15 protein-coding genes are annotated in these 18,166 nt (G+C 63.0%); 12 read left to right on the top strand and 3 right to left on the bottom strand.

All coding sequences use genetic code 11. The annotated features are described in order from the left end of the window. The first annotated feature begins 11 nt into the window (after positions 1-11). From ACCD03_RS02190 to ntrC, 3 genes are all read left to right on the top strand, one after another. Positions 12-536 carry a hypothetical protein gene (locus tag ACCD03_RS02190; RefSeq protein ID WP_045204232.1) on the top strand — a complete coding sequence of 175 codons (525 nt, stop codon included), beginning with the start codon at positions 12-14 and terminating at the stop codon, positions 534-536. 7 nt (positions 537-543) lie between these two features. Further along, complete coding sequence (gene glnL, locus ACCD03_RS02185; RefSeq protein ID WP_045204231.1) at positions 544-1,746, top strand: nitrogen regulation protein NR(II); 1,203 nt, start codon at positions 544-546, stop codon at positions 1,744-1,746. A gap of 70 nt (positions 1,747-1,816) precedes the next feature. Then, on the top strand, positions 1,817-3,325 hold the full coding sequence (ntrC, locus tag ACCD03_RS02180) for a nitrogen regulation protein NR(I) (protein ID WP_413410699.1): 1,509 nt from the start codon (positions 1,817-1,819) through the stop codon (positions 3,323-3,325). A 115-nt stretch (positions 3,326-3,440) separates the two neighbouring features. Here the strand turns inward: ntrC and ACCD03_RS02175 are convergent, their stop codons facing one another. Together ACCD03_RS02175 and ACCD03_RS02170 are read right to left on the bottom strand one after the other, a co-directional pair. Continuing rightward, positions 3,441-3,770 carry a hypothetical protein gene (locus tag ACCD03_RS02175; RefSeq protein ID WP_024975937.1) on the bottom strand — a complete coding sequence of 110 codons (330 nt, stop codon included), beginning with the start codon at positions 3,768-3,770 and terminating at the stop codon, positions 3,441-3,443. A gap of 169 nt (positions 3,771-3,939) precedes the next feature. Further along, complete coding sequence (locus tag ACCD03_RS02170) at positions 3,940-4,833, bottom strand: HAD family hydrolase (RefSeq protein ID WP_413410698.1); 894 nt, start codon at positions 4,831-4,833, stop codon at positions 3,940-3,942. Between the two features lie 197 nt (positions 4,834-5,030). On the opposite strand from ACCD03_RS02170, the gene ugpB reads away from it, so the two are divergent. From ugpB to zapE, 9 genes are all read left to right on the top strand, one after another. Continuing rightward, positions 5,031-6,347, top strand: coding sequence for a sn-glycerol-3-phosphate ABC transporter substrate-binding protein UgpB (ugpB, locus tag ACCD03_RS02165; RefSeq protein ID WP_316672268.1), 1,317 nt, complete (start codon positions 5,031-5,033; stop codon positions 6,345-6,347). A gap of 76 nt (positions 6,348-6,423) precedes the next feature. Next, on the top strand, positions 6,424-7,305 hold the full coding sequence (gene ugpA / locus ACCD03_RS02160; RefSeq protein WP_024975934.1) for a sn-glycerol-3-phosphate ABC transporter permease UgpA: 882 nt from the start codon (positions 6,424-6,426) through the stop codon (positions 7,303-7,305). Positions 7,306-7,323: 18 nt separating this feature from the next. Continuing rightward, positions 7,324-8,172, top strand: a complete 849-nt coding sequence (gene ugpE / locus ACCD03_RS02155) for a sn-glycerol-3-phosphate ABC transporter permease UgpE (protein WP_413410697.1) — start codon at positions 7,324-7,326, stop codon at positions 8,170-8,172. 10 nt (positions 8,173-8,182) lie between these two features. Continuing rightward, entirely contained in the window at positions 8,183-9,280 is a 1,098-nt protein-coding gene (locus ACCD03_RS02150; RefSeq protein ID WP_413410696.1) for a sn-glycerol-3-phosphate import ATP-binding protein UgpC, read from the top strand. Next, the gene (gene ugpQ / locus ACCD03_RS02145) at positions 9,277-10,029 is read left to right on the top strand and encodes a glycerophosphodiester phosphodiesterase (protein WP_413410695.1); all 753 of its coding nucleotides are present in this window, start codon (positions 9,277-9,279) and stop codon (positions 10,027-10,029) included. Before ACCD03_RS02150 ends, ugpQ begins: the two co-directional genes overlap by 4 nt. Positions 10,030-10,320: 291 nt before the next feature. Then, positions 10,321-13,185, top strand: coding sequence for a 2-oxoglutarate dehydrogenase E1 component (locus ACCD03_RS02140; RefSeq protein ID WP_325651556.1), 2,865 nt, complete (start codon positions 10,321-10,323; stop codon positions 13,183-13,185). Between the two features lie 134 nt (positions 13,186-13,319). Then, entirely contained in the window at positions 13,320-14,573 is a 1,254-nt protein-coding gene (gene odhB / locus ACCD03_RS02135) for a 2-oxoglutarate dehydrogenase complex dihydrolipoyllysine-residue succinyltransferase (RefSeq protein WP_024975929.1), read from the top strand. A 69-nt stretch (positions 14,574-14,642) separates the two neighbouring features. Then, the gene (gene lpdA / locus ACCD03_RS02130) at positions 14,643-16,079 is read left to right on the top strand and encodes a dihydrolipoyl dehydrogenase (RefSeq protein WP_413410694.1); all 1,437 of its coding nucleotides are present in this window, start codon (positions 14,643-14,645) and stop codon (positions 16,077-16,079) included. Between the two features lie 101 nt (positions 16,080-16,180). Further along, positions 16,181-17,278 carry a cell division protein ZapE gene (gene zapE / locus ACCD03_RS02125; protein ID WP_045204221.1) on the top strand — a complete coding sequence of 366 codons (1,098 nt, stop codon included), beginning with the start codon at positions 16,181-16,183 and terminating at the stop codon, positions 17,276-17,278. Between the two features lie 20 nt (positions 17,279-17,298). Here zapE and ACCD03_RS02120 read toward each other — a convergent pair whose 3' ends face one another. Then, complete coding sequence (locus ACCD03_RS02120; protein WP_316672288.1) at positions 17,299-18,141, bottom strand: 2-phosphosulfolactate phosphatase; 843 nt, start codon at positions 18,139-18,141, stop codon at positions 17,299-17,301. Positions 18,142-18,166 lie beyond the last annotated feature (25 nt).

Here is an 18,166-nt window from a genome sequence, read left to right as displayed (position 1 = left end):
AGGTTCCATTCATGTTCCGTCCTTCCCCACGCATCGCATCCGGACTGCTTGCCGCCGCCGCGGCGGTGTTTGCCACGCTGTCCATGCAGGCGCCCGCGTACGCCGATGATGTCTATCTGTGCACCGGCCCGAACGGCGTGCCGGAGTACCGCAACAGCGGCAACGTGAAAGGCTGCAAGAAGTTGACGCTGCCCGATGTGGTGACCGTCCCAGGCACGCGCAGCCCGCGCAGTGCAGGAGCCGCGCCCGCGCCGGCGCAAAACAATGCAGGTGGTGGTTTCCCCCGCGTGGACAACGCCACGCAGAAGGCACGTGACGGCGAACGCCGCCAGGTGCTGGAGGCCGAGCTGGCAGACGAGGAGCGCAAGCTCCAGGCGTTGAAGACCGAATACAACAACGGTCAGCCCGAGCGCCAGGGCAACGAACGTAACTATCAGAAGTATCTGGACCGCACCGCGCAGTTGAAGGGCGACATCGAGCGCAGCCAGGCCAATGTCGATTCCATCCGCCGGGAGCTGGGCAATCTCAAGGACTAGATAAACCATGCGTCGACTGATCCGCAAAGCGGCACGCCGCGATGAACAGGAACAGACGACGCCATCCGCGCCGTCAGCCTCCGCCCTCGGGCTGGAGGTTTCCGAAGGCGAGCCCCTCGACGGGCCGCCGCCGATTCCGTTTTCCCATGGTGCACCGCCATCGTTCCCCGGGCTCGACGCGGTGCCCAATCCCATCCTCTTCGTCCGTCATCCGGCGCTGACGATCTTCTACGCCAATCCCGCCGCTGAAGCTGCACTGGCCGTGTCCCGCCGCCAGTTGGTGGAGATGTCGCTGTACGAGCTGTTTGCCGATCCGTCGGAGTTGGCCGAGATGATCGCCACCGTGGCAGCGCGCCAGTTCGACGCCAAGCGGCGCGACGTGTCGCTCGACCGTGTGGGCCATGAGCCGCTGCATGCGCATGCCGTCGTGGGCGCACTCGACTTTGCGCCCGGCTCGGTCTTGCTTGAGCTGCTGCCCAACGAACAGAAGATCCGCAGCGAGCGCGAAGAGCGTCTGCTCGATCTGACCTCCGCCAACAAAGAACTGATCCGCAACCTTGCGCACGAGATCAAGAACCCGTTGGGCGGCATTCGCGGCGCGGCGCAGTTGCTGGAGTTCGAGCTGCCGGAGCGCTCGCTGCGCGAGTACACGCAGGTCATCATCAAGGAGTCTGACCGGCTGCAGACGCTGGTCGACCGCCTGCTGGAGCCGCACCGGCATCCGCATATCGTCGGCGATGTGAACATCCACGAGGTGCTGGAGCGGGTGCGCTCGGTGGTGCTGGCGGAGTTTCCGCAGGGCTTGCGGATCGTGCGTGACTACGACGCGAGCCTGCCGGAGTTTCGAGGCGATAAGGAGCAACTCATCCAGGCCGTGCTCAACATCGTTCACAACGCGGCACACGCGCTGGGCCCTCGCATCGCGCAGGGCGACGGCGAAATCATTCTGCGCACGCGCGTGGCACGCAAAGTTACGATTGCGAAGCGTCTTTACAAGCTGGCATTGGACTTGCATGTAGTGGACAACGGTCCTGGTATCCCGGACGACATCCGCGAGCGAATCTTCTTCCCGCTGGTGTCTGGAAGGGAGGGGGGAAGTGGGCTGGGCCTGACACTCGCGCAGACGTTCGTGCAGCAGCACGATGGTCTGATCGAATGCGAGAGCAGGCCGGGTCAAACGGATTTCCGCATTCTCGTGCCGCTGCACTGAAGCGTCGCAGCTTCAACAACGCAGCACGAGATGGCCCAGGCGATACGAAGTCAAGCAGACGAACCAACACATGAAGCCAATCTGGATAGTCGACGACGATCAATCCATCCGCTGGGTCCTTGAGAAGGCGCTGGCGCGTGAGAGCCTGCTCTCGCGCAGCTTTACCAACGTGCGCGATGCGCTCAATGCGCTCGACGAAGAAACGCCGCAAGTCCTGATCTCCGACGTCCGCATGCCGGGCGGCTCGGGGCTGGATCTGCTGCAGGCTATCAAGGCCAAGCACCCGGGGCTGCCGGTCATCATCATGACCGCGTATTCGGACCTGGATAGCGCCGTGGCGGCGTTCCAGGGCGGCGCGTTTGAATACCTGGCCAAGCCGTTCGACGTGGATCGCGCGGTCGAGCTGATCCGCCGCGCGCTGGAAGAGAGCCTGCGCGAGGAGGAAATCGACGACCGCCTGAGCGATGCGCCTGAGATTCTCGGGCAGGCGCCGGCCATGCAGGACGTGTTCCGCGCGATCGGGCGGTTGTCGCAGTCCAACGTGACGGTGCTGATCACCGGCGAATCCGGCACGGGTAAAGAGTTGGTGGCCCGGGCGCTGCATAAGCACAGCCCGCGCGCGAGCGGTCCCTTTATCGCGCTGAATACGGCAGCAATTCCGAAAGATCTGCTGGAATCCGAACTGTTCGGCCATGAGCGTGGCGCCTTCACTGGCGCGCAGACCATGCGCCGCGGCCGCTTCGAACAAGCCGAGGGCGGCACGCTGTTCCTCGATGAAATTGGCGACATGCCGTTCGATCTGCAGACGCGGTTGCTGCGCGTGCTGTCGGACGGACACTTCTATCGCGTGGGCGGTCACAACCCGCTCAAGGCCAACGTGCGCGTCATTGCGGCCACGCACCAGAATCTGGAAACGCGCGTCAAGGACGGCCTGTTCCGCGAGGACTTGTTCCACCGCCTGAACGTGATCCGTCTGCGCTTGCCGGCGCTGCGTGAACGCCCGGAAGACATCACGCTGCTGGCGCGCCATTTCCTGCAGAAGAGCGCCAAGGAGTTGGGCGTGGAGCCCAAGCGTATGTCGGACGATGCGCTGGCGCATATCGCCACGCTGCCGTTCCCGGGCAACGTGCGGCAACTGGAAAACCTCTGCAACTGGCTGACCGTGATGGCGCCGGCGCAGACTATCGAAGCAAAGGATCTGCCCGCCGACCTAGTGCGGGGCAACGCGCAGATGCTGCCGGCCATGGGCGACGCCCCGGCGCGCCAGGCCTTCATCGGCGAGCCGTCGCATGGTGGCGAACCGTATGGTGTTACGCCCTCGGTCGATACGTTGCTCTCAACCGCTTCGGTGGGCGCATCCATCGCGGCAGGCTGGGAGCGCGCGCTCGCAGGCGAGGCCAAAGCCATGCTCGAAGCGGGGCAGCCTGACGTGATGGACGCGCTTACGCGTCGCTTCGAAAAGGCGATTCTGGAGGCTGCGCTTGGTGTCACGCGCGGGCGCCGCGTCGAGGCGGCAACGCGCCTTGGCATCGGCCGCAACACCATCACACGCAAATTGCAGGAGCTTGGCTTCGACTGACGCGCTGTCAGCAGGGCCAGTCCACCGAATATCGTCGAGCTTGGCGATTGGGATTGGGCGGATTTCCGATAAGGGAGTCCGCCCTTTTTTTGTGTGCCGCGAATGCGTGCCGCGCTTAGTGCAGCTTGTGCTTCAGCTGCGACAGTTCTTCATGTGCGCGCATCACGGCAGATTCCACGGAGTGGTCGACCTTGCCGGTGGCGTTTTGGCAGGCCATCTTCGCGCGGTCGGAGCAGGCTTCGAGCTTGTCGATGGCCTCGACGAAGGTTTGCTGGTCTTCAGCGCCTTCGAGCCGCGAGTGGCATTGGCGGGCCTGGTCGTCCAGTTGCTGGATCGATTGCTTCAGCGAGTCGGGCACGTCCTTGTGCGAGGCGCAGGTCCGGGCCAGTTCGGCGATGGTGCTTTCCGCATGTTCAAAACGCTGGCGCAGTTTCTCTGTTTGCATGGAGGGCTCCTGTCGGTTGCGTAAAAAAGGGCGTTGGCACCGCATGCACCGTTATGAGGCCGTCACATGGTGCAAAGCGGTGCAACGCCCAATTTCGGCGCAAGCGGCGTGCCGCGTGCGGCAAGCGACACCGGATCTCCAGGTCGTGTTGCGGTGCGAGGATGCCGCGTCAGTCGCGCGGCGCGGGCAGGGCCAGGGAGCGCGCTTCCAGGATGCGTTCAGCGACTTCGGCAAAGCCGCCACCCCCCTCTGCCTCTGTGAGGTAAGCGGGCGGCACGGGCAGCGTATCGATCACGTCCAGCACATTGGCCACACCCACTGAGAGCGGGAAGAACTCGAACATTGCAGCATCGTTGGCCGAGTCGCCCACGAACACCCAGCGTTCATGCTCGGCGTGCAAGTCGATACCGAATGCGCGGCGCGCGAGCGACACGCTGGCGCTCAGCTTGTCGTGCTTGCCGAACCAGCCGTTGACGTGAATCGAACTGACCGTGGCATGCATGCCGTGCGTGCGCATGATGTCGACGATGTGTTGCACGGCGTGTTGCGGCAGCGGCGGGACTTGCTCTGCATGATCGACAGCGAGATCCGCTGCGTGCCAAGCCTGGTCCGTCGCCAGCGCTGACCCCGGCACGGCACGCCGGATCTCCGCAGCGACTTCGCGGATGCGCTCCAGATTGCGCGCGCGCGTTTGCGCGTCGTCAACAAAGTCGGTGGCCAGATGCCCACGCGAATCGACGCGCATGGCAAACGCACCGTTCTCGCCGATCACCGCATCAACAGGCCAAAGCCGCGCGATGACTTCGCACCAGGCAATCGAGCGGCCGGTGACCGGCACGACCTTGACGCCGGCACGATGCAAGCGCTCCAGCGCCGAGTACGTCTGCGCGGGAAGCTTCCCCCTCGTGGTGAGGGTGCCATCCACGTCGGTGAAGACGCCGGTGATATTGCGCAGTGCATCATCCGAGAGTTGATGCAGGGCTAGCGGAACACGCCGCTCGGCGATGACGGGCGTGGTTTCAGGCGAGTCGGGAGCGGCAGGAGTGGTGGGTGGGGCGAGCATGCTGCGGGTGCAAAAGAGAGTGTCTTGAACCCATTTTAACGGCCGTCGCAAGCCAAACCTTGGAGGGATTTCCCGATTTCTTTGTGACAGAAAGGGAAGTAACATCCCGCTGTCATAAAAATGACCGACCGTGCATATACAGTCGGCGCACCGTGGGCGGAGCGAGGGAGCCCGCCGGGTCGAAACCAGGAGAAATCATGTCGATCAAGAAGATTGCGGGGGCCGCAGCAGTACTGGCCGCGTGTACGTTTGCGCAAGGCGCGTACGCGGTGACGGAAATCCAATGGTGGCATTCGATGGAAGGCGCCTTGAACGACAAGGTGAACGAGATCGCCACCAAGTTCAACGCCAGCCAGTCCGACTACAAGATCGTGCCGGTCTATAAAGGCCAGTACGATGAATCGCTGGCTGCGGGCATCGCGGCGTTCCGCGCCGGCAACGCACCGGCCATCCTGCAGGTGTTCGAAGTTGGTACCGCGACGATGATGAACGCCAAGGGCGCCATCGTGCCCGTGGCCAAGGTCATGAAGGACGCCGGCGAGAAATTTGATCCGAAGGCCTACGTGCCTGCTGTGGCTGGCTACTACACGTCGAACAAGGGCGAGATGCTGTCGTTCCCGTTCAACAGCTCGACGACGATCATGTATTACAACAAGGACGCCTTCAAGAAGGCCGGCCTTGACCCGAACAAGCCGCCCGCAACGTGGCAGGAAGTGGCCATCGATGCGGCAAAGCTCAAAGCCGCCGGCGTGCCCTGCGGCTACACGACCGACTGGCAATCGTGGGTGCATCTGGAGAGCTTCTCAGCTTGGCACAACGTCTCGTTCGCCACAGAGAACAACGGTTTTGGTGGCGCAAAGGCTCGCTTGAACTTCAACGGCCCGGTGCAGATCAAGCACATCCAGAACCTGCTCGACATGGAGAAGAAGGGCTACTTCACCTACGCCGGCCGCAAGGACGAGCCGAAGGCGAAGTTCATCGCGGGTGAGTGCGCCATGCACACGGGTTCGTCGGCAGCGCTGGCGAACATCCGCAAGAACGCCAAGTTCAACTTCAGCCCCGCTCCGCTGCCGTACGAAGCCGGCGTGCCGGGTGCCCCGCAGAACACGATCATCGGCGGCGCATCGCTGTGGGTGATGGGCGGCCACAAGGCTGAGGAGTACAAGGGCGTCGCGAAGTTCTTCTCGTTCCTGTCGCGTCCGGACGTGCAGGCCGACTGGCACCAGTCGACGGGCTATCTGCCCGTTACCCTGGAAGCGTATGAGCTGACCAAGAAGTCCGGCTACTACGACAAGAACCCGGGTGCTGACGTGGCCGTCAAGCAGATGATCGTCAAGACGACCGACAAGTCGCGCGGCATTCGTCTGGGCAACTTCCCGCAGATTCGCCAGGTGATCGACGAAGAGCTGGAAGCCGTCTGGGCCGGCAAGAAGACGCCGAAGGAAGCGCTGGACACGGCAGTGTCACGCGGCAACGAGCTGCTCGCCCGTTTCGAGAAGACCGTCAAGGAATAAGCGCCGATTCGGTGCTCGTCTAAACCGCCGGCCTCGTGCGCTCGCACAGGCCGGCGGTGCGTTTTTGGAATGTCGCATGGAAAAACGCGTCGTTTTCCGGTCGCGCTGGCTGCCGTATGTGCTGGTGGCCCCGCAGATCGTCATCACTCTGGTGTTCTTCTTCTGGCCCGCGGGGCAGGCGTTATATCAGTCGCTGCTGCGCCAGGATGCCTTCGGCATCAACCTCGAATTCGTGGGGCTGGAGAACTTTCGTGATCTCTTCAATGATCCGACGTACCTCGGGTCATTCCAGACCACGGCGGTGTTCGCCATTGGCGTCGCGCTGGTGGGTCTGGGCACCTCGCTGGCGCTGGCGTACTTTGCCGATCGCGCGCTGCGTGGCGCTACGTTCTACAAGACCCTGCTGATCTGGCCGTACGCCATTGCGCCGGCCGTGGCGGGCGTGCTGTGGAGCTTCCTCTTCAACCCGTCACTGGGCATCGTGTCGTTCGTGATCCGCAAGATGGGCGTGGACTGGAACTTCGTGCTCAACGGCGGTCAGGCGCTGACGCTGGTGGTCATCATCGCGGCGTGGAAGCAGATCAGCTACAACTTCCTCTTCTTCCTGGCGGGGCTGCAGAGCATTCCGAAGTCGCTGATCGAAGCGGCCGCCATTGACGGTGCCGGACCCTGGAAGCGCTTTTGGTCGATCGTTTTTCCGCTGCTGTCGCCCACCACGTTTTTCCTGATGGTGGTGAACGTCGTGTACGCATTCTTCGACACCTTCGCCATCATCGATTCGGTTACGCAGGGCGGTCCGTTCAAGGCGACGGAGACACTGGTGTTCAAGGTCTATCAAGACGGCGTGCGGGGTCTCGATATTGGTGGATCGGCGGCCCAGTCGGTGATCCTCATGGCCTTGGTGATCGTGCTGACGATCGTCCAGTTCCGTTACGTTGAACGCAAAGTCCAATACTGACAGGAGGGCATACGCACCATGATTGAACGCCGTCCATTCCTGGACTTCCTCACCCACGTCGTGCTGATTCTCGGTGTGATCGTCGTGGCCTTTCCGGTGTACGTCGTATTCGTCGCGTCGTCGTTGACGGCCGAAGACGTGCTGCAAGCACCGATGACGCTGATCCCCGGTCCGCACCTCATCGAAAACTACCGCACGGTGCTCACGTCGGGCATGGGCAACTCGGCTACGCCGGTCGGCACCATGCTCATGAACAGCCTGATCATGGCGCTGGGCATCTCGCTCGGGAAGATCGCGATTTCCATCATCTCGGCGTTTGCGATCGTCTATTTCCGCTTTCCGATGCGCAAGACATTCTTCTGGCTCATCTTCGTCACGCTGATGCTGCCGGTGGAAGTGCGGATTCTGCCCACGTACAAGGTGGTGTCGGATCTCGGCATGCTGAACACATACGCTGGGATGACGATTCCGATCATTGCATCGGCCACGGCCACGTTCCTGTTCCGGCAGTTCTTCCTGACGATTCCCGACGAACTGGCGGAAGCCGCGCGCATCGATGGCGCCGGCCCGCTCAAGTTCTTCTGGGACGTGGTGCTGCCGCTCTCGCGCACCAGCATCGCGGCGCTGTTCGTGATCCAGTTCATTTACGGCTGGAACCAGTACCTCTGGCCGCTCCTGATCACGACCGAAAAGAGCATGACGCCCATCGTGCTGGGCGTGACGCAAATGATCTCCCGCTCCGGCGATTCCGCCACCGACTGGAACCTGCTGATGGCCACCGTGATGCTGGCCATGTTGCCGCCCGCGGCAATTGTGATCGGCATGCAGCGGTGGTTCGTGAAGGGCCTCGTCGAAACCGAAAAGTAAAAGAAGCAAGATGGCAAAACTTTCGCTACGCAACGTCCAGAAGCACTACGCCAACCTCCAGGTCGTGCACGGCATCGACATGGAAATCGGCGACGGGGAGTTCATCGTTATCGTCGGGCCGTCGGGCTGCGGCAAGTCCACGCTGCTGCGCATGGTGGCGGGGCTGGAGCCCATCACCGGCGGCGAAGTGTGGATTGGAGACCGCGTCGTCAACGAACTGGAGCCAGCCGAGCGCGATATCGCGATGGTGTTCCAGAACTACGCGCTGTATCCGCATATGAGCGTGTTCGACAACATGGCTTACGGCCTGAAGATTCGCGGCTTGCCCAAGAGCGATATTCAAGCGCGCGTGGAACAGGCCGCAGGCATCCTCGAACTTGGCAAGCTGCTTGATCGCAAGCCGCGCCAACTCTCGGGCGGGCAACGCCAGCGTGTGGCCATGGGCCGGGCGATCGTGCGTGAGCCGGCCGTGTTCCTGTTCGACGAACCACTCTCCAACCTGGATGCCAAGCTGCGCGTGCAGATGCGCTTGGAGCTGAAGGATCTGCATCGCCGTCTGCGCACGACGAGTCTTTACGTCACGCACGATCAGGTCGAAGCGATGACGTTGGCCGATCGCATGATGGTGCTCAACGGCGGCCGGGTCGAGCAGATCGGCACACCGCTCGAGGTGTACTCGCGTCCGGCCAGCACGTTCGTGGCGGGCTTCATCGGCTCGCCGCCGATGAACCTCGTGCCCGTGTCGCGCAATGCTGGTGGCGGCACGCAGATCCGCGTGGATGGTGCGAAGGAGGGCGATGCTGCCGCCACGCTCGGCCATCTGCCGATGGGGCTGCACCTGCCCGAACACGCGCTGATGGGATTGCGCCCCGAACACATCGAGTCGTGCTCGGCTGATCAGGCCATCGCCTTCATCGACGTGCGCGTGGTCGAGGCCCTCGGTGCGGATGCGTTCGCGTACGGCACGCTGGCTGGTCATCCGGTCGTGGTCCGCCTGGAGCCGCATGCCAGCGTAAAGGCCTGTGACAAGCTGCCGATCACCGCGGCGGCCGAGCACTTGCACTGGTTCGACCCGCAAACCACCCGCCGCATCGAGGCTCTGGCATGACGGGCGCCCACGCCTTGCCGGCATGGCCGTATCCGCGTGCCATTGCGCACCGCGGCGCGGGCAAGCTGGCGCCGGAGAACACGCTGGCAGCCTTCCGCCATGGCGCATCGTTCGGCTATCGCATGTTCGAATTCGATGTGAAGCTCTCCGGCGACGGCGCGTCGGTCCTGTTGCACGACGCCACGCTGGATCGCACCACGAACGGCGCAGGTCGCCTCGATGCGCTCACGCTTGGCCAGATCGCGCAACTGGACGCAGGCAGTTGGCACAGTCCCGCCTACGCCGGCGAGCCGGTGCCGACGCTTGGAGCCATCGCGCGCTACCTTCGCGCCAACAACTTCCTCGCCAATATCGAGATCAAACCGGTGCCAGGCGCAGAGTGGCGCACGGGCGCCGCTGTTGCGCTCGACGCCCGCACGCTGTGGGCCGGCGCCGACGTGCCGCCGCTGCTGTCTTCGTTCTCCGAAGAAGCGCTGGCCGCCGCGCGCGAAGCTGCGCCGGAATTGCCCCGCGCGTTGCTGCTCGACAAACTGCCCGCCGATTGGCTCGATCGCCTGCGCGCATTGGATTGTGTTGCTCTCGACGCCAACCATCGCGAACTCACGCCAGAGATCATTGACGAGGCACACGCCGCAGGGTTTCGCGTCTGCTGTTATACGGTCAACGACCTGGATCGCGCGCAGGTGCTCTGGAGGGCGGGGCTGGATGGGTTGATCACCGATTGGGTCGACCGTATTTCGCCCGCCTGAATGTGATCAAAGCATGGCTTTGACGTGGCATAACAACGGTCCTTTGTCACGTCAAAGAATCAGAATATTGCTTATAAACATGCTATGCTTCCCCCCCGTGAAGACTTAGGTCCTTCCCGCACAACTTGTCTGTAAAAGCTGTCTCGGTACCTCCTTTCTGCATTGCGCGATCCGGTCCGACCAGGTGATTTCAGGCGATTTAGTTTGCGATCCGCTAACCGGTCAAGCCGTGTCGCGGAAGGTTGATGAACCCGCTGAACTCCGGCAGACCCGGAGAAAAGTGAGCGCCCCATGACAGAGCTGTATAAGCAGTACCTGGACACTTCGTACCTGTCCGGCGGTAACGCCGCCTACGTTGAAGATCAGTACGAAGCGTACCTTCAAGATCCCACGTCCGTTAGCGAGGCATTGCGCGCGTACTTCGATGCGCTGCAGAACGTCCCCGCCGTCGACGGTTCCAACGCCCGGGATATCCCCCACGCCCCCATCGTCACGTCGTTTGCTGAGCGCGCCAAGTCCGGCCCGATCAAGACGATTGTCGCGTCTGCCGATTCCGATATGGGTCGCAAGCGCGTGTCGGCCACGCAGCTGATCGCCGCGTACCGCAATGTGGGCCTGCGTTGGGCCGATCTTGATCCGCTTAAGCGTCAGGAGCGCCCGCCGGTGCCGGATCTGGACCCGGCTTTCTACGGTTTCACCGAGGCCGACCAAGACATCATCTTCAATGCCAGCAACACGTATTTCGGCAAGGAATCGATGAGCCTGCGCGAGCTGGTCAACAACCTGCGCGAAACGTACTGCGGCTCGATCGGTGCCGAATTCATGTACATCAGCGACCAAGCCCAAAAGCGCTGGTGGCAGGAGCGTCTGGAAACCATCCGCTCCAAGCCGACGTTCTCCGCTGAAAAGAAGAAGCACATCCTGGAACGCCTGACGGCCGCTGAAGGCCTCGAGCGCTTCCTGCACACCAAGTACGTCGGTCAGAAGCGTTTCTCGCTGGAAGGCGGCGAAAGCTTCATCGCGGCCATGGACGAACTGATCCAGCATTCCGGCGCCAAGGGCGTGCAGGAAATCGTGATCGGCATGGCCCACCGCGGCCGTCTGAACGTGCTGGTCAACACGCTGGGCAAGATGCCCGCAGACCTGTTTGCCGAATTCGAAGGCAAGCACGTGGACGACCTGCCGGCTGGCGACGTGAAGTACCACAAGGGCTTCTCGAGCGATGTGACCACGCCGGGCGGCCCCGTCCACCTGTCGCTGGCGTTCAACCCGTCGCACCTTGAGATCGTCAATCCGGTCGTGGAAGGCTCGGTCAAGGCGCGTCAGGAGCGCCGCGGCGACAAGCACGGCGCGCAAGTGCTGGCTGTGCAAGTCCACGGTGACGCAGCTTTCGCTGGCCAGGGCGTCGTGATGGAAACACTGAACCTCGCGCAAACGCGCGGTTACGGCACGGGCGGCACGATCCACATCGTCATCAACAACCAGATCGGTTTCACGACGTCGGACCCGCGCGACTCGCGCTCGACGCTGTACTGTACCGACGTGGTCAAGATGATCGAAGCGCCGGTCCTGCACGTGAACGGTGACGATCCGGAAGCCGTCGTGCTGGCCATGCAACTGGCCGTGGATTACCGTACCGAGTTCCAGAAGGACATCGCGGTCGACATCATCTGCTTCCGCAAGCTCGGCCACAACGAGCAAGACACGCCGGCGATGACGCAGCCGCTGATGTACAAGAAGATCGGCACGCACCCCGGCACGCGCAAGCTCTACGCAGACAAGCTTGTCACGCAGAACACGCTGAAGACTGAAGAGCCGGACACCCTGGTGCAGGAATTCCGCGCCGCCATGGACGCGGGCAAACACACGGTCGACCCGGTGCTGTCGAACTTCAAGAACAAGTTCGCTGTGGACTGGATGCCGTTCCTGAACCGCAAGTGGACGGATGCGGCCGATACCGCCGTGCCGATGGCCGAACTCAAGCGTCTGGCCGAGCGCATCACCGCCATCCCCGATCATTTCAAGCTGCACCCGCTGGTTGAGAACGTAGTTAACAACCGCGCCAAGATGGGCAAGGGCGAGCTGTCGCTGGACTGGGGCATGGGCGAGCACCTGGCCTTCGCATCGCTGGTGGCGTCTGGCTACCCGGTGCGTATCACTGGCCAGGATGCTGGTCGCGGTACGTTCACGCACCGTCACGCAGTCCTGCACGATCAGAATCGCGAGCGTTGGGACGCTGGCAGCTACATCCCGCTGCAGAATGTGTCGGAGAGCCAAGCTCCCTTTACGGTGATCGACTCGGTGCTGTCGGAAGAGGCCGTGATGGGCTTCGAGTACGGCTATTCGTCGGCTGAGCCGAACACCATGGTGATCTGGGAAGCCCAGTTCGGCGACTTCGCCAACGGCGCACAGGTGGTGATCGACCAGTTCATCTCGTCGGGCGAAGTGAAGTGGGGCCGTGCCTCGGGTCTGACGCTGATGCTGCCGCATGGCTACGAAGGCCAAGGTCCGGAGCACAGCTCGGCACGCCTGGAGCGCTACCTGCAGCTCTGCGCAGACCACAACATGCAAGTGGTGCAGCCGACCACGCCGGCGCAGATCTTCCACCTGCTGCGTCGCCAGATGATCCGGATGTTCCGCAAGCCGCTGATCATCCTGACGCCGAAGTCGCTGCTGCGCAGCAAGGATGCTGTGTCGCCTCTGTCGGATCTGGCCAAGGGCCATTTCGAGACGGTGATCGCCGATACGGCCGAAGATCTGAATGCCGCCAAGGTCAAGCGCGTCGTGGCCTGCTCGGGCAAGGTCTACTACGACCTGGTCAACGCCCGTAAGGAACGTGGCCAGACCGACACGGCCATCATCCGTGTGGAACAGCTCTATCCGTTCCCGCACAAGGCGTTCGCAGCCGAGCTGAAGAAGTATCCGAACCTCGCCGAAGTGGTGTGGTGCCAGGACGAGCCGCAGAACCAGGGTGCCTGGTTCTTCGTGCAGCACTACATCCTGGAGAACATGACCGAAGGACAGAAGCTGGGCTACGCAGGCCGCCCGGCATCGGCATCGCCGGCCGTGGGCTACTACGCGAAGCACAACGAGCAGCAGAAGGCGCTGATCGATGCCGCGTTTGGCAAGCTCAAGGGCTTCGTGCTGAACAAGTAAGCGACATCTGTACCAAGGCGGCAGCTTCGGCTGTCGCCTTGACGCATCTTCGCTACCGAATTCCACCGTATATCGAATTAGCGCGGCTCCCGAAGAAGAGGAGCATGTGCACATGAATCCAAGGAAGCACCGAAATGGCTATCGTTGAAGTCAAGGTCCCGCAGTTTTCCGAGTCCGTTGAAGAAGGCACGCTGATCTCCTGGAAGAAGAAGCCGGGCGAAGCCGTGGCCCAGGACGAAATCCTGATCGAAGTTGAGACCGACAAGGTCGTGCTGGAAGTGCCGGCCCCGTCGGCTGGCGTGCTGGCCGAAGTGCTGGTGGCGGACGGCGCAACCGTGACGTCGGAACAGCTGCTGGCCAAGATCGACACCGAAGGCAAGGCAGGCGCCGCCGCTCCGGCTGCTGCTGCACCGGCTCCCGCAGCCGCTGCACCGGCGCCGGCTGCTGCCGCTCCGGCTGCCGCTGCCGCGGGTGGCGTGGCCATGCCGTCGGCTGCCAAGCTGATGGCTGAGAACAATCTGTCGGCTGGCCAAGTGGCCGGCACGGGCCGCGATGGCCGCATCACCAAGGGCGATGTGCTGGGTGCCGTGGCTGGTGGCGCCAAGCCAGCTGCCGCTGCTGCACCGCAAGCTGCCCGTCCGGCGCTGCAGCAAGTCGCTGCACCGGTGGACTTCGCCGCCCTGGGCGACCGCCCGGAAGAGCGCGTGCCGATGAGCCGCCTGCGCGCCCGTATTGCCGAGCGCCTGGTGCAATCGCAATCGACCAACGCCATCCTCACCACCTTCAACGAAGTCAACATGAAGCCGGTGATGGACTTGCGCGCCAAGTTCAAGGACCAGTTCGAGAAGACCCACGGCGTGAAGCTGGGCTTCATGTCGTTCTTCGTGAAGGCGGCTGTCCACGCGCTGAAGAAGTACCCGGTCATCAACGCATCGGTTGACGGCAACGACATCGTTTACCACGGCTACTTCGACATCGGTATCGCTGTCGGCTCGCCGCGTGGCCTGGTGGTGCCCATCCTGCGCAATGCTGACCAGATGAGCCTGGCCGATATCGAGAAGAAGATTGCCGAGTTCGGCCAGAAGGCCAAGGACGGCAAGCTGACGCTGGACGACCTGACCGGCGGTACGTTCTCGATCTCGAACGGCGGCACGTTCGGCTCGATGCTGTCGACCCCGATCATCAACCCGCCGCAATCGGCCATCCTGGGCGTGCATGCCACCAAGGACCGCGCTGTGGTGGAGAACGGCCAAGTCGTGGTTCGTCCGATGAACTACCTGGCCATGTCCTACGACCACCGCATCATCGACGGCCGCGAAGCCGTGCTGGGCCTGGTCGCCATGAAGGAAGCGCTGGAAGATCCCGCACGCCTGCTGCTGGACCTGTAATCGACGCGTTGATGACCTGAGATGCCGCTGCCCATTGGGTGCGGCGGCGTCCGAATCGAGGATTTCTCCATGAGCAAAGAATTTGACGTGCTGGTGATCGGCGCCGGCCCCGGTGGCTACATTGCCGCCATCCGCGCTGGCCAGCTGGGCCTGAACGTGGCCTGCTGCGAAGACAACGCCTACGACGATCCGAAGGGCGAGCCGCGCCTGGGCGGTACCTGCCTGAATGTTGGCTGCATTCCCTCGAAGGCGTTGCTGGCCTCGTCGGAAGAGTTCGAGAACGTGAACCACCACCTGGCCGACCACGGCATCACGGTGGAGGGCGTCAAGGTCGACGTGGCCAAGATGCTCAAGCGCAAGGACGACATCGTCGGCAAGATGACGAAGGGCATCGAGTTCCTGTTCCGCAAGAACAAGGTGACGCTGCTCAAGGGTCACGGCAAGTTCGTCGGCAAGACCGACGCGGGCTATCAGGTCGAGATCGCAGGCAAGGCCGGCACGGAAGTCGTGACCGCCAAGCACGTGATCATCGCCACGGGCTCCAAGGCTCGCCATCTGCCGGGCGTGAAGGTCGACAACGTGACCATCGCCGACAACGAAGGCGCACTGAAGTTTGGCGAAGTGCCGAAGAAGCTGGGCGTGATCGGTGCTGGCGTGATCGGCCTGGAGTTGGGCTCGGTGTGGCGCCGTCTGGGTGCCGAAGTGACGATTCTCGAAGCGCTGCCGAGCTTCCTCGGTGCGGCTGACGAATCCGTTGCCAAGGAAGCCAATAAGCTGCTGACCAAGCAGGGCCTGAAGATCAACGTCGGCGTGAAGGTCGGCGAGATCGAATCGTCGGGCAAGGGCGTGAAGGTGAACTACACCGACGCTGCCGGCGCTGCGCAAGTGCTGGAGTGCGACAAGCTGATCGTGTCGATCGGCCGCGTGCCGAACACCGACAACCTGGGCCTGGAAGCGATCGGCCTGACGGCGGATCAGCGTGGCTTTATCGAGGTGGACGAACACTGCGCGACCAAGCTGCCGAATCTGTGGGCGATCGGCGACGTGGTGCGCGGCCCGATGCTGGCGCACAAGGCAGAAGACGAGGGCGTGGCTGTGGCCGAGCGCATCGTTGGCCAGAAGCCGCACATCGATTACAACTGCATTCCGTGGGTCATCTACACCTACCCGGAAATTGCGTGGGTGGGCAAGACCGAGCAGCAGCTCAAGGCCGAAGGCCGCGAGACCAAGGCCGGCCAGTTCCCGTTCATGGCGAATGGCCGTGCACTGGGCATGGGCGCATCCGATGGTTTCGTGAAGGTCATCGCCGATGCGAAGACCGATGAAATCCTGGGCGTGCACATCGTGGCAGCCAACGCTTCGGACCTGGTTGCCGAAGCCGTGGTGGCGATGGAGTTCAAGGCTGCAGCTGAAGACATCGGCCGTATCTGCCATCCGCACCCGTCGATGTCGGAAGTGATGCGCGAAGCTGCGCTGGCGGTCGACAAGCGTCAGCTCAATATGTAAATCGCAAGCCGCAAGGCAAGCACGATGCCCGGTGAATCCACAAGATTGCCGGGCATCGGTCCATTTGGGCCCGCAAATGGTGCCCCAAGCAGATTAAGCAGATGAACGTCCAGGAAACCTACCTACAGGAACTGAAGGCGCGCGGCTATCAGCCCGACGAAGCGCAACAACGCGCCGTCGATCGCCTGCAGCGGTGCTACGACGAATGGGTTGCCTACAAGGCCCGTCGTTCGACTGCGCTGCGCAAGATGCTCGTGCGCCCGGATTTGCCCCGTGGCGTCTACATGTGGGGCGGGGTGGGGCGCGGCAAGTCGTTCCTGATGGATGCGTTCTATAGCTGCGTGCCGTTGGTGCGCAAGACGCGTCTGCACTTTCACGAGTTCATGCGCGAAGTGCATCGTCAACTGGAAGAACTGCGCGGCCGCGCCGATCCGTTGGACGAACTGGCCCGTCGCATCGCCAAGCGCTACCGCTTGATCTGTTTTGATGAATTCCATGTCAGCGACGTTGCCGACGCGATGATCCTGCACCGCTTGCTCGATCAGCTGTTTGCCAACGGCGTGCAGTTTGTGATGACGTCCAACTATCGGCCCGACTTGCTGTATCCGGACGGCCTGCACCGCGACCGAGTGCTGCCGGCCATTGCGCTGCTGCAGGAGAAGCTCGACGTCCTCAATGTCGACGCGGGCGTCGATTACCGCAAACGGGCGATGGAGCAGGTGCAAGCGTATTACACGCCGTTGGGCGCCAAGGCCAACTCGGCGTTGCGCGATGCGTTTGCGGCAGTGGCGGAAGTGCCGAACGAATCGCCGGTGCTGCGCATCGAGCACCGTGAGATTCGCGCTGCGCGCAAGGCTGGCGGCGTGGTGTGGTTCGACTTCGCCACGCTGTGCGGTGGCCCCCGCTCACAGAACGATTACCTGGAAATCGCCTCGCGCTTTCACACCGTCATCCTGGCCGATGTGCCGAAGATGACGCCGCGCATGGCGTCCGAGGCGCGCCGCTTCACGTGGCTGATCGACGTGTTCTACGACCACAAGGTGAAGCTGCTGATGTCGGCGGAGGTGCCGGCGGACGAGCTGTACACCGAAGGCCAGATGGCCAATGAATTTCACCGCACGGTGTCGCGCATCGTCGAGATGCAGTCGCGCGAATACCTCGAGGCACCTCGCCGCGAAGTCGACACGTCACTGACCTGATCTCGCTCGCTGCGGCGTGCCTAGTGTGACGTCGGCGGCGGGTTGCGATGCGACGGCGGTGCTTGTGAGGGCCGCAGGCTAGCGCCAAAGAAGTCCTGCGGCAGGCGCTCGGTCTTGCGGTTGACGTTGCGGAACGCGCCCTCCACCAGCATGGGGGCGACGTTGCTCACGTCGGTTTGCGAGGCCATGGTCACGTCTTCGGTAAAGCCGCGTTCGCACAGCTCGCGGCCGGACACAGAATCAAGCAACCACGCTTTCATCATGCCGGTTTGCGACGCCTCGCGATAGATCGCACGGGCGGCGAGCGCTTCGGGCGACAGCGCTTGTGGCAGGAACCCCGCCACCGTTTCCGACAGGTGATGCACGATCGCACCGGCGGCCAGCCAGTCTTCAAGGGCCGGGCGCAGGCTGCCATCAGCCCAGCGTTCTCCGGACGCCACCACGGCCACGCGGCGGCCCAGTCGCGATGCGGCCTCTGCCACGGCGCGCGCGTTGCGCAGACAACCTGCAAACGTCGGCGTCGATCCGGTGGCGAGTGCGAGCGTCGCCCCGTTGGGCGAGGGCAGGACCAAGCTGCTGCCGATTGGCAATTCACGCAGCGACGCTGGCGAGAGCGTATACCCCGCCTGGCTCCGGTTGTAGCCCGCCAGCATGGCGCCGGCGCGGCGCGCGAAGGTTTCAGCGCTGGCGTCGCGCCATGGGTACGGATAGATGCGTGCCCCGCGTGCCACGGCCACATCCACACAGGTGCAAAAAGACAGCACGTCCACCACGATGACGGCGTCGCAATGTGGCGCCAGCGCGGATGCTCCGTGCTCGCCCCATTCACAGTGGATGTTGTACAGGCTGAATTCGGTTGCCATGTCGCGCCCTCCTGTTTGCCCGGTG

Source organism: Ralstonia sp. Ralssp135, from assembly GCF_047304345.1.
GTDB classification, from domain to species: Bacteria; Pseudomonadota; Gammaproteobacteria; order Burkholderiales; family Burkholderiaceae; genus Ralstonia; species Ralstonia chuxiongensis.
Note: the sequence above shows the minus strand (reverse complement) of the source record. Positions and strands in the feature narration are given on the sequence as shown.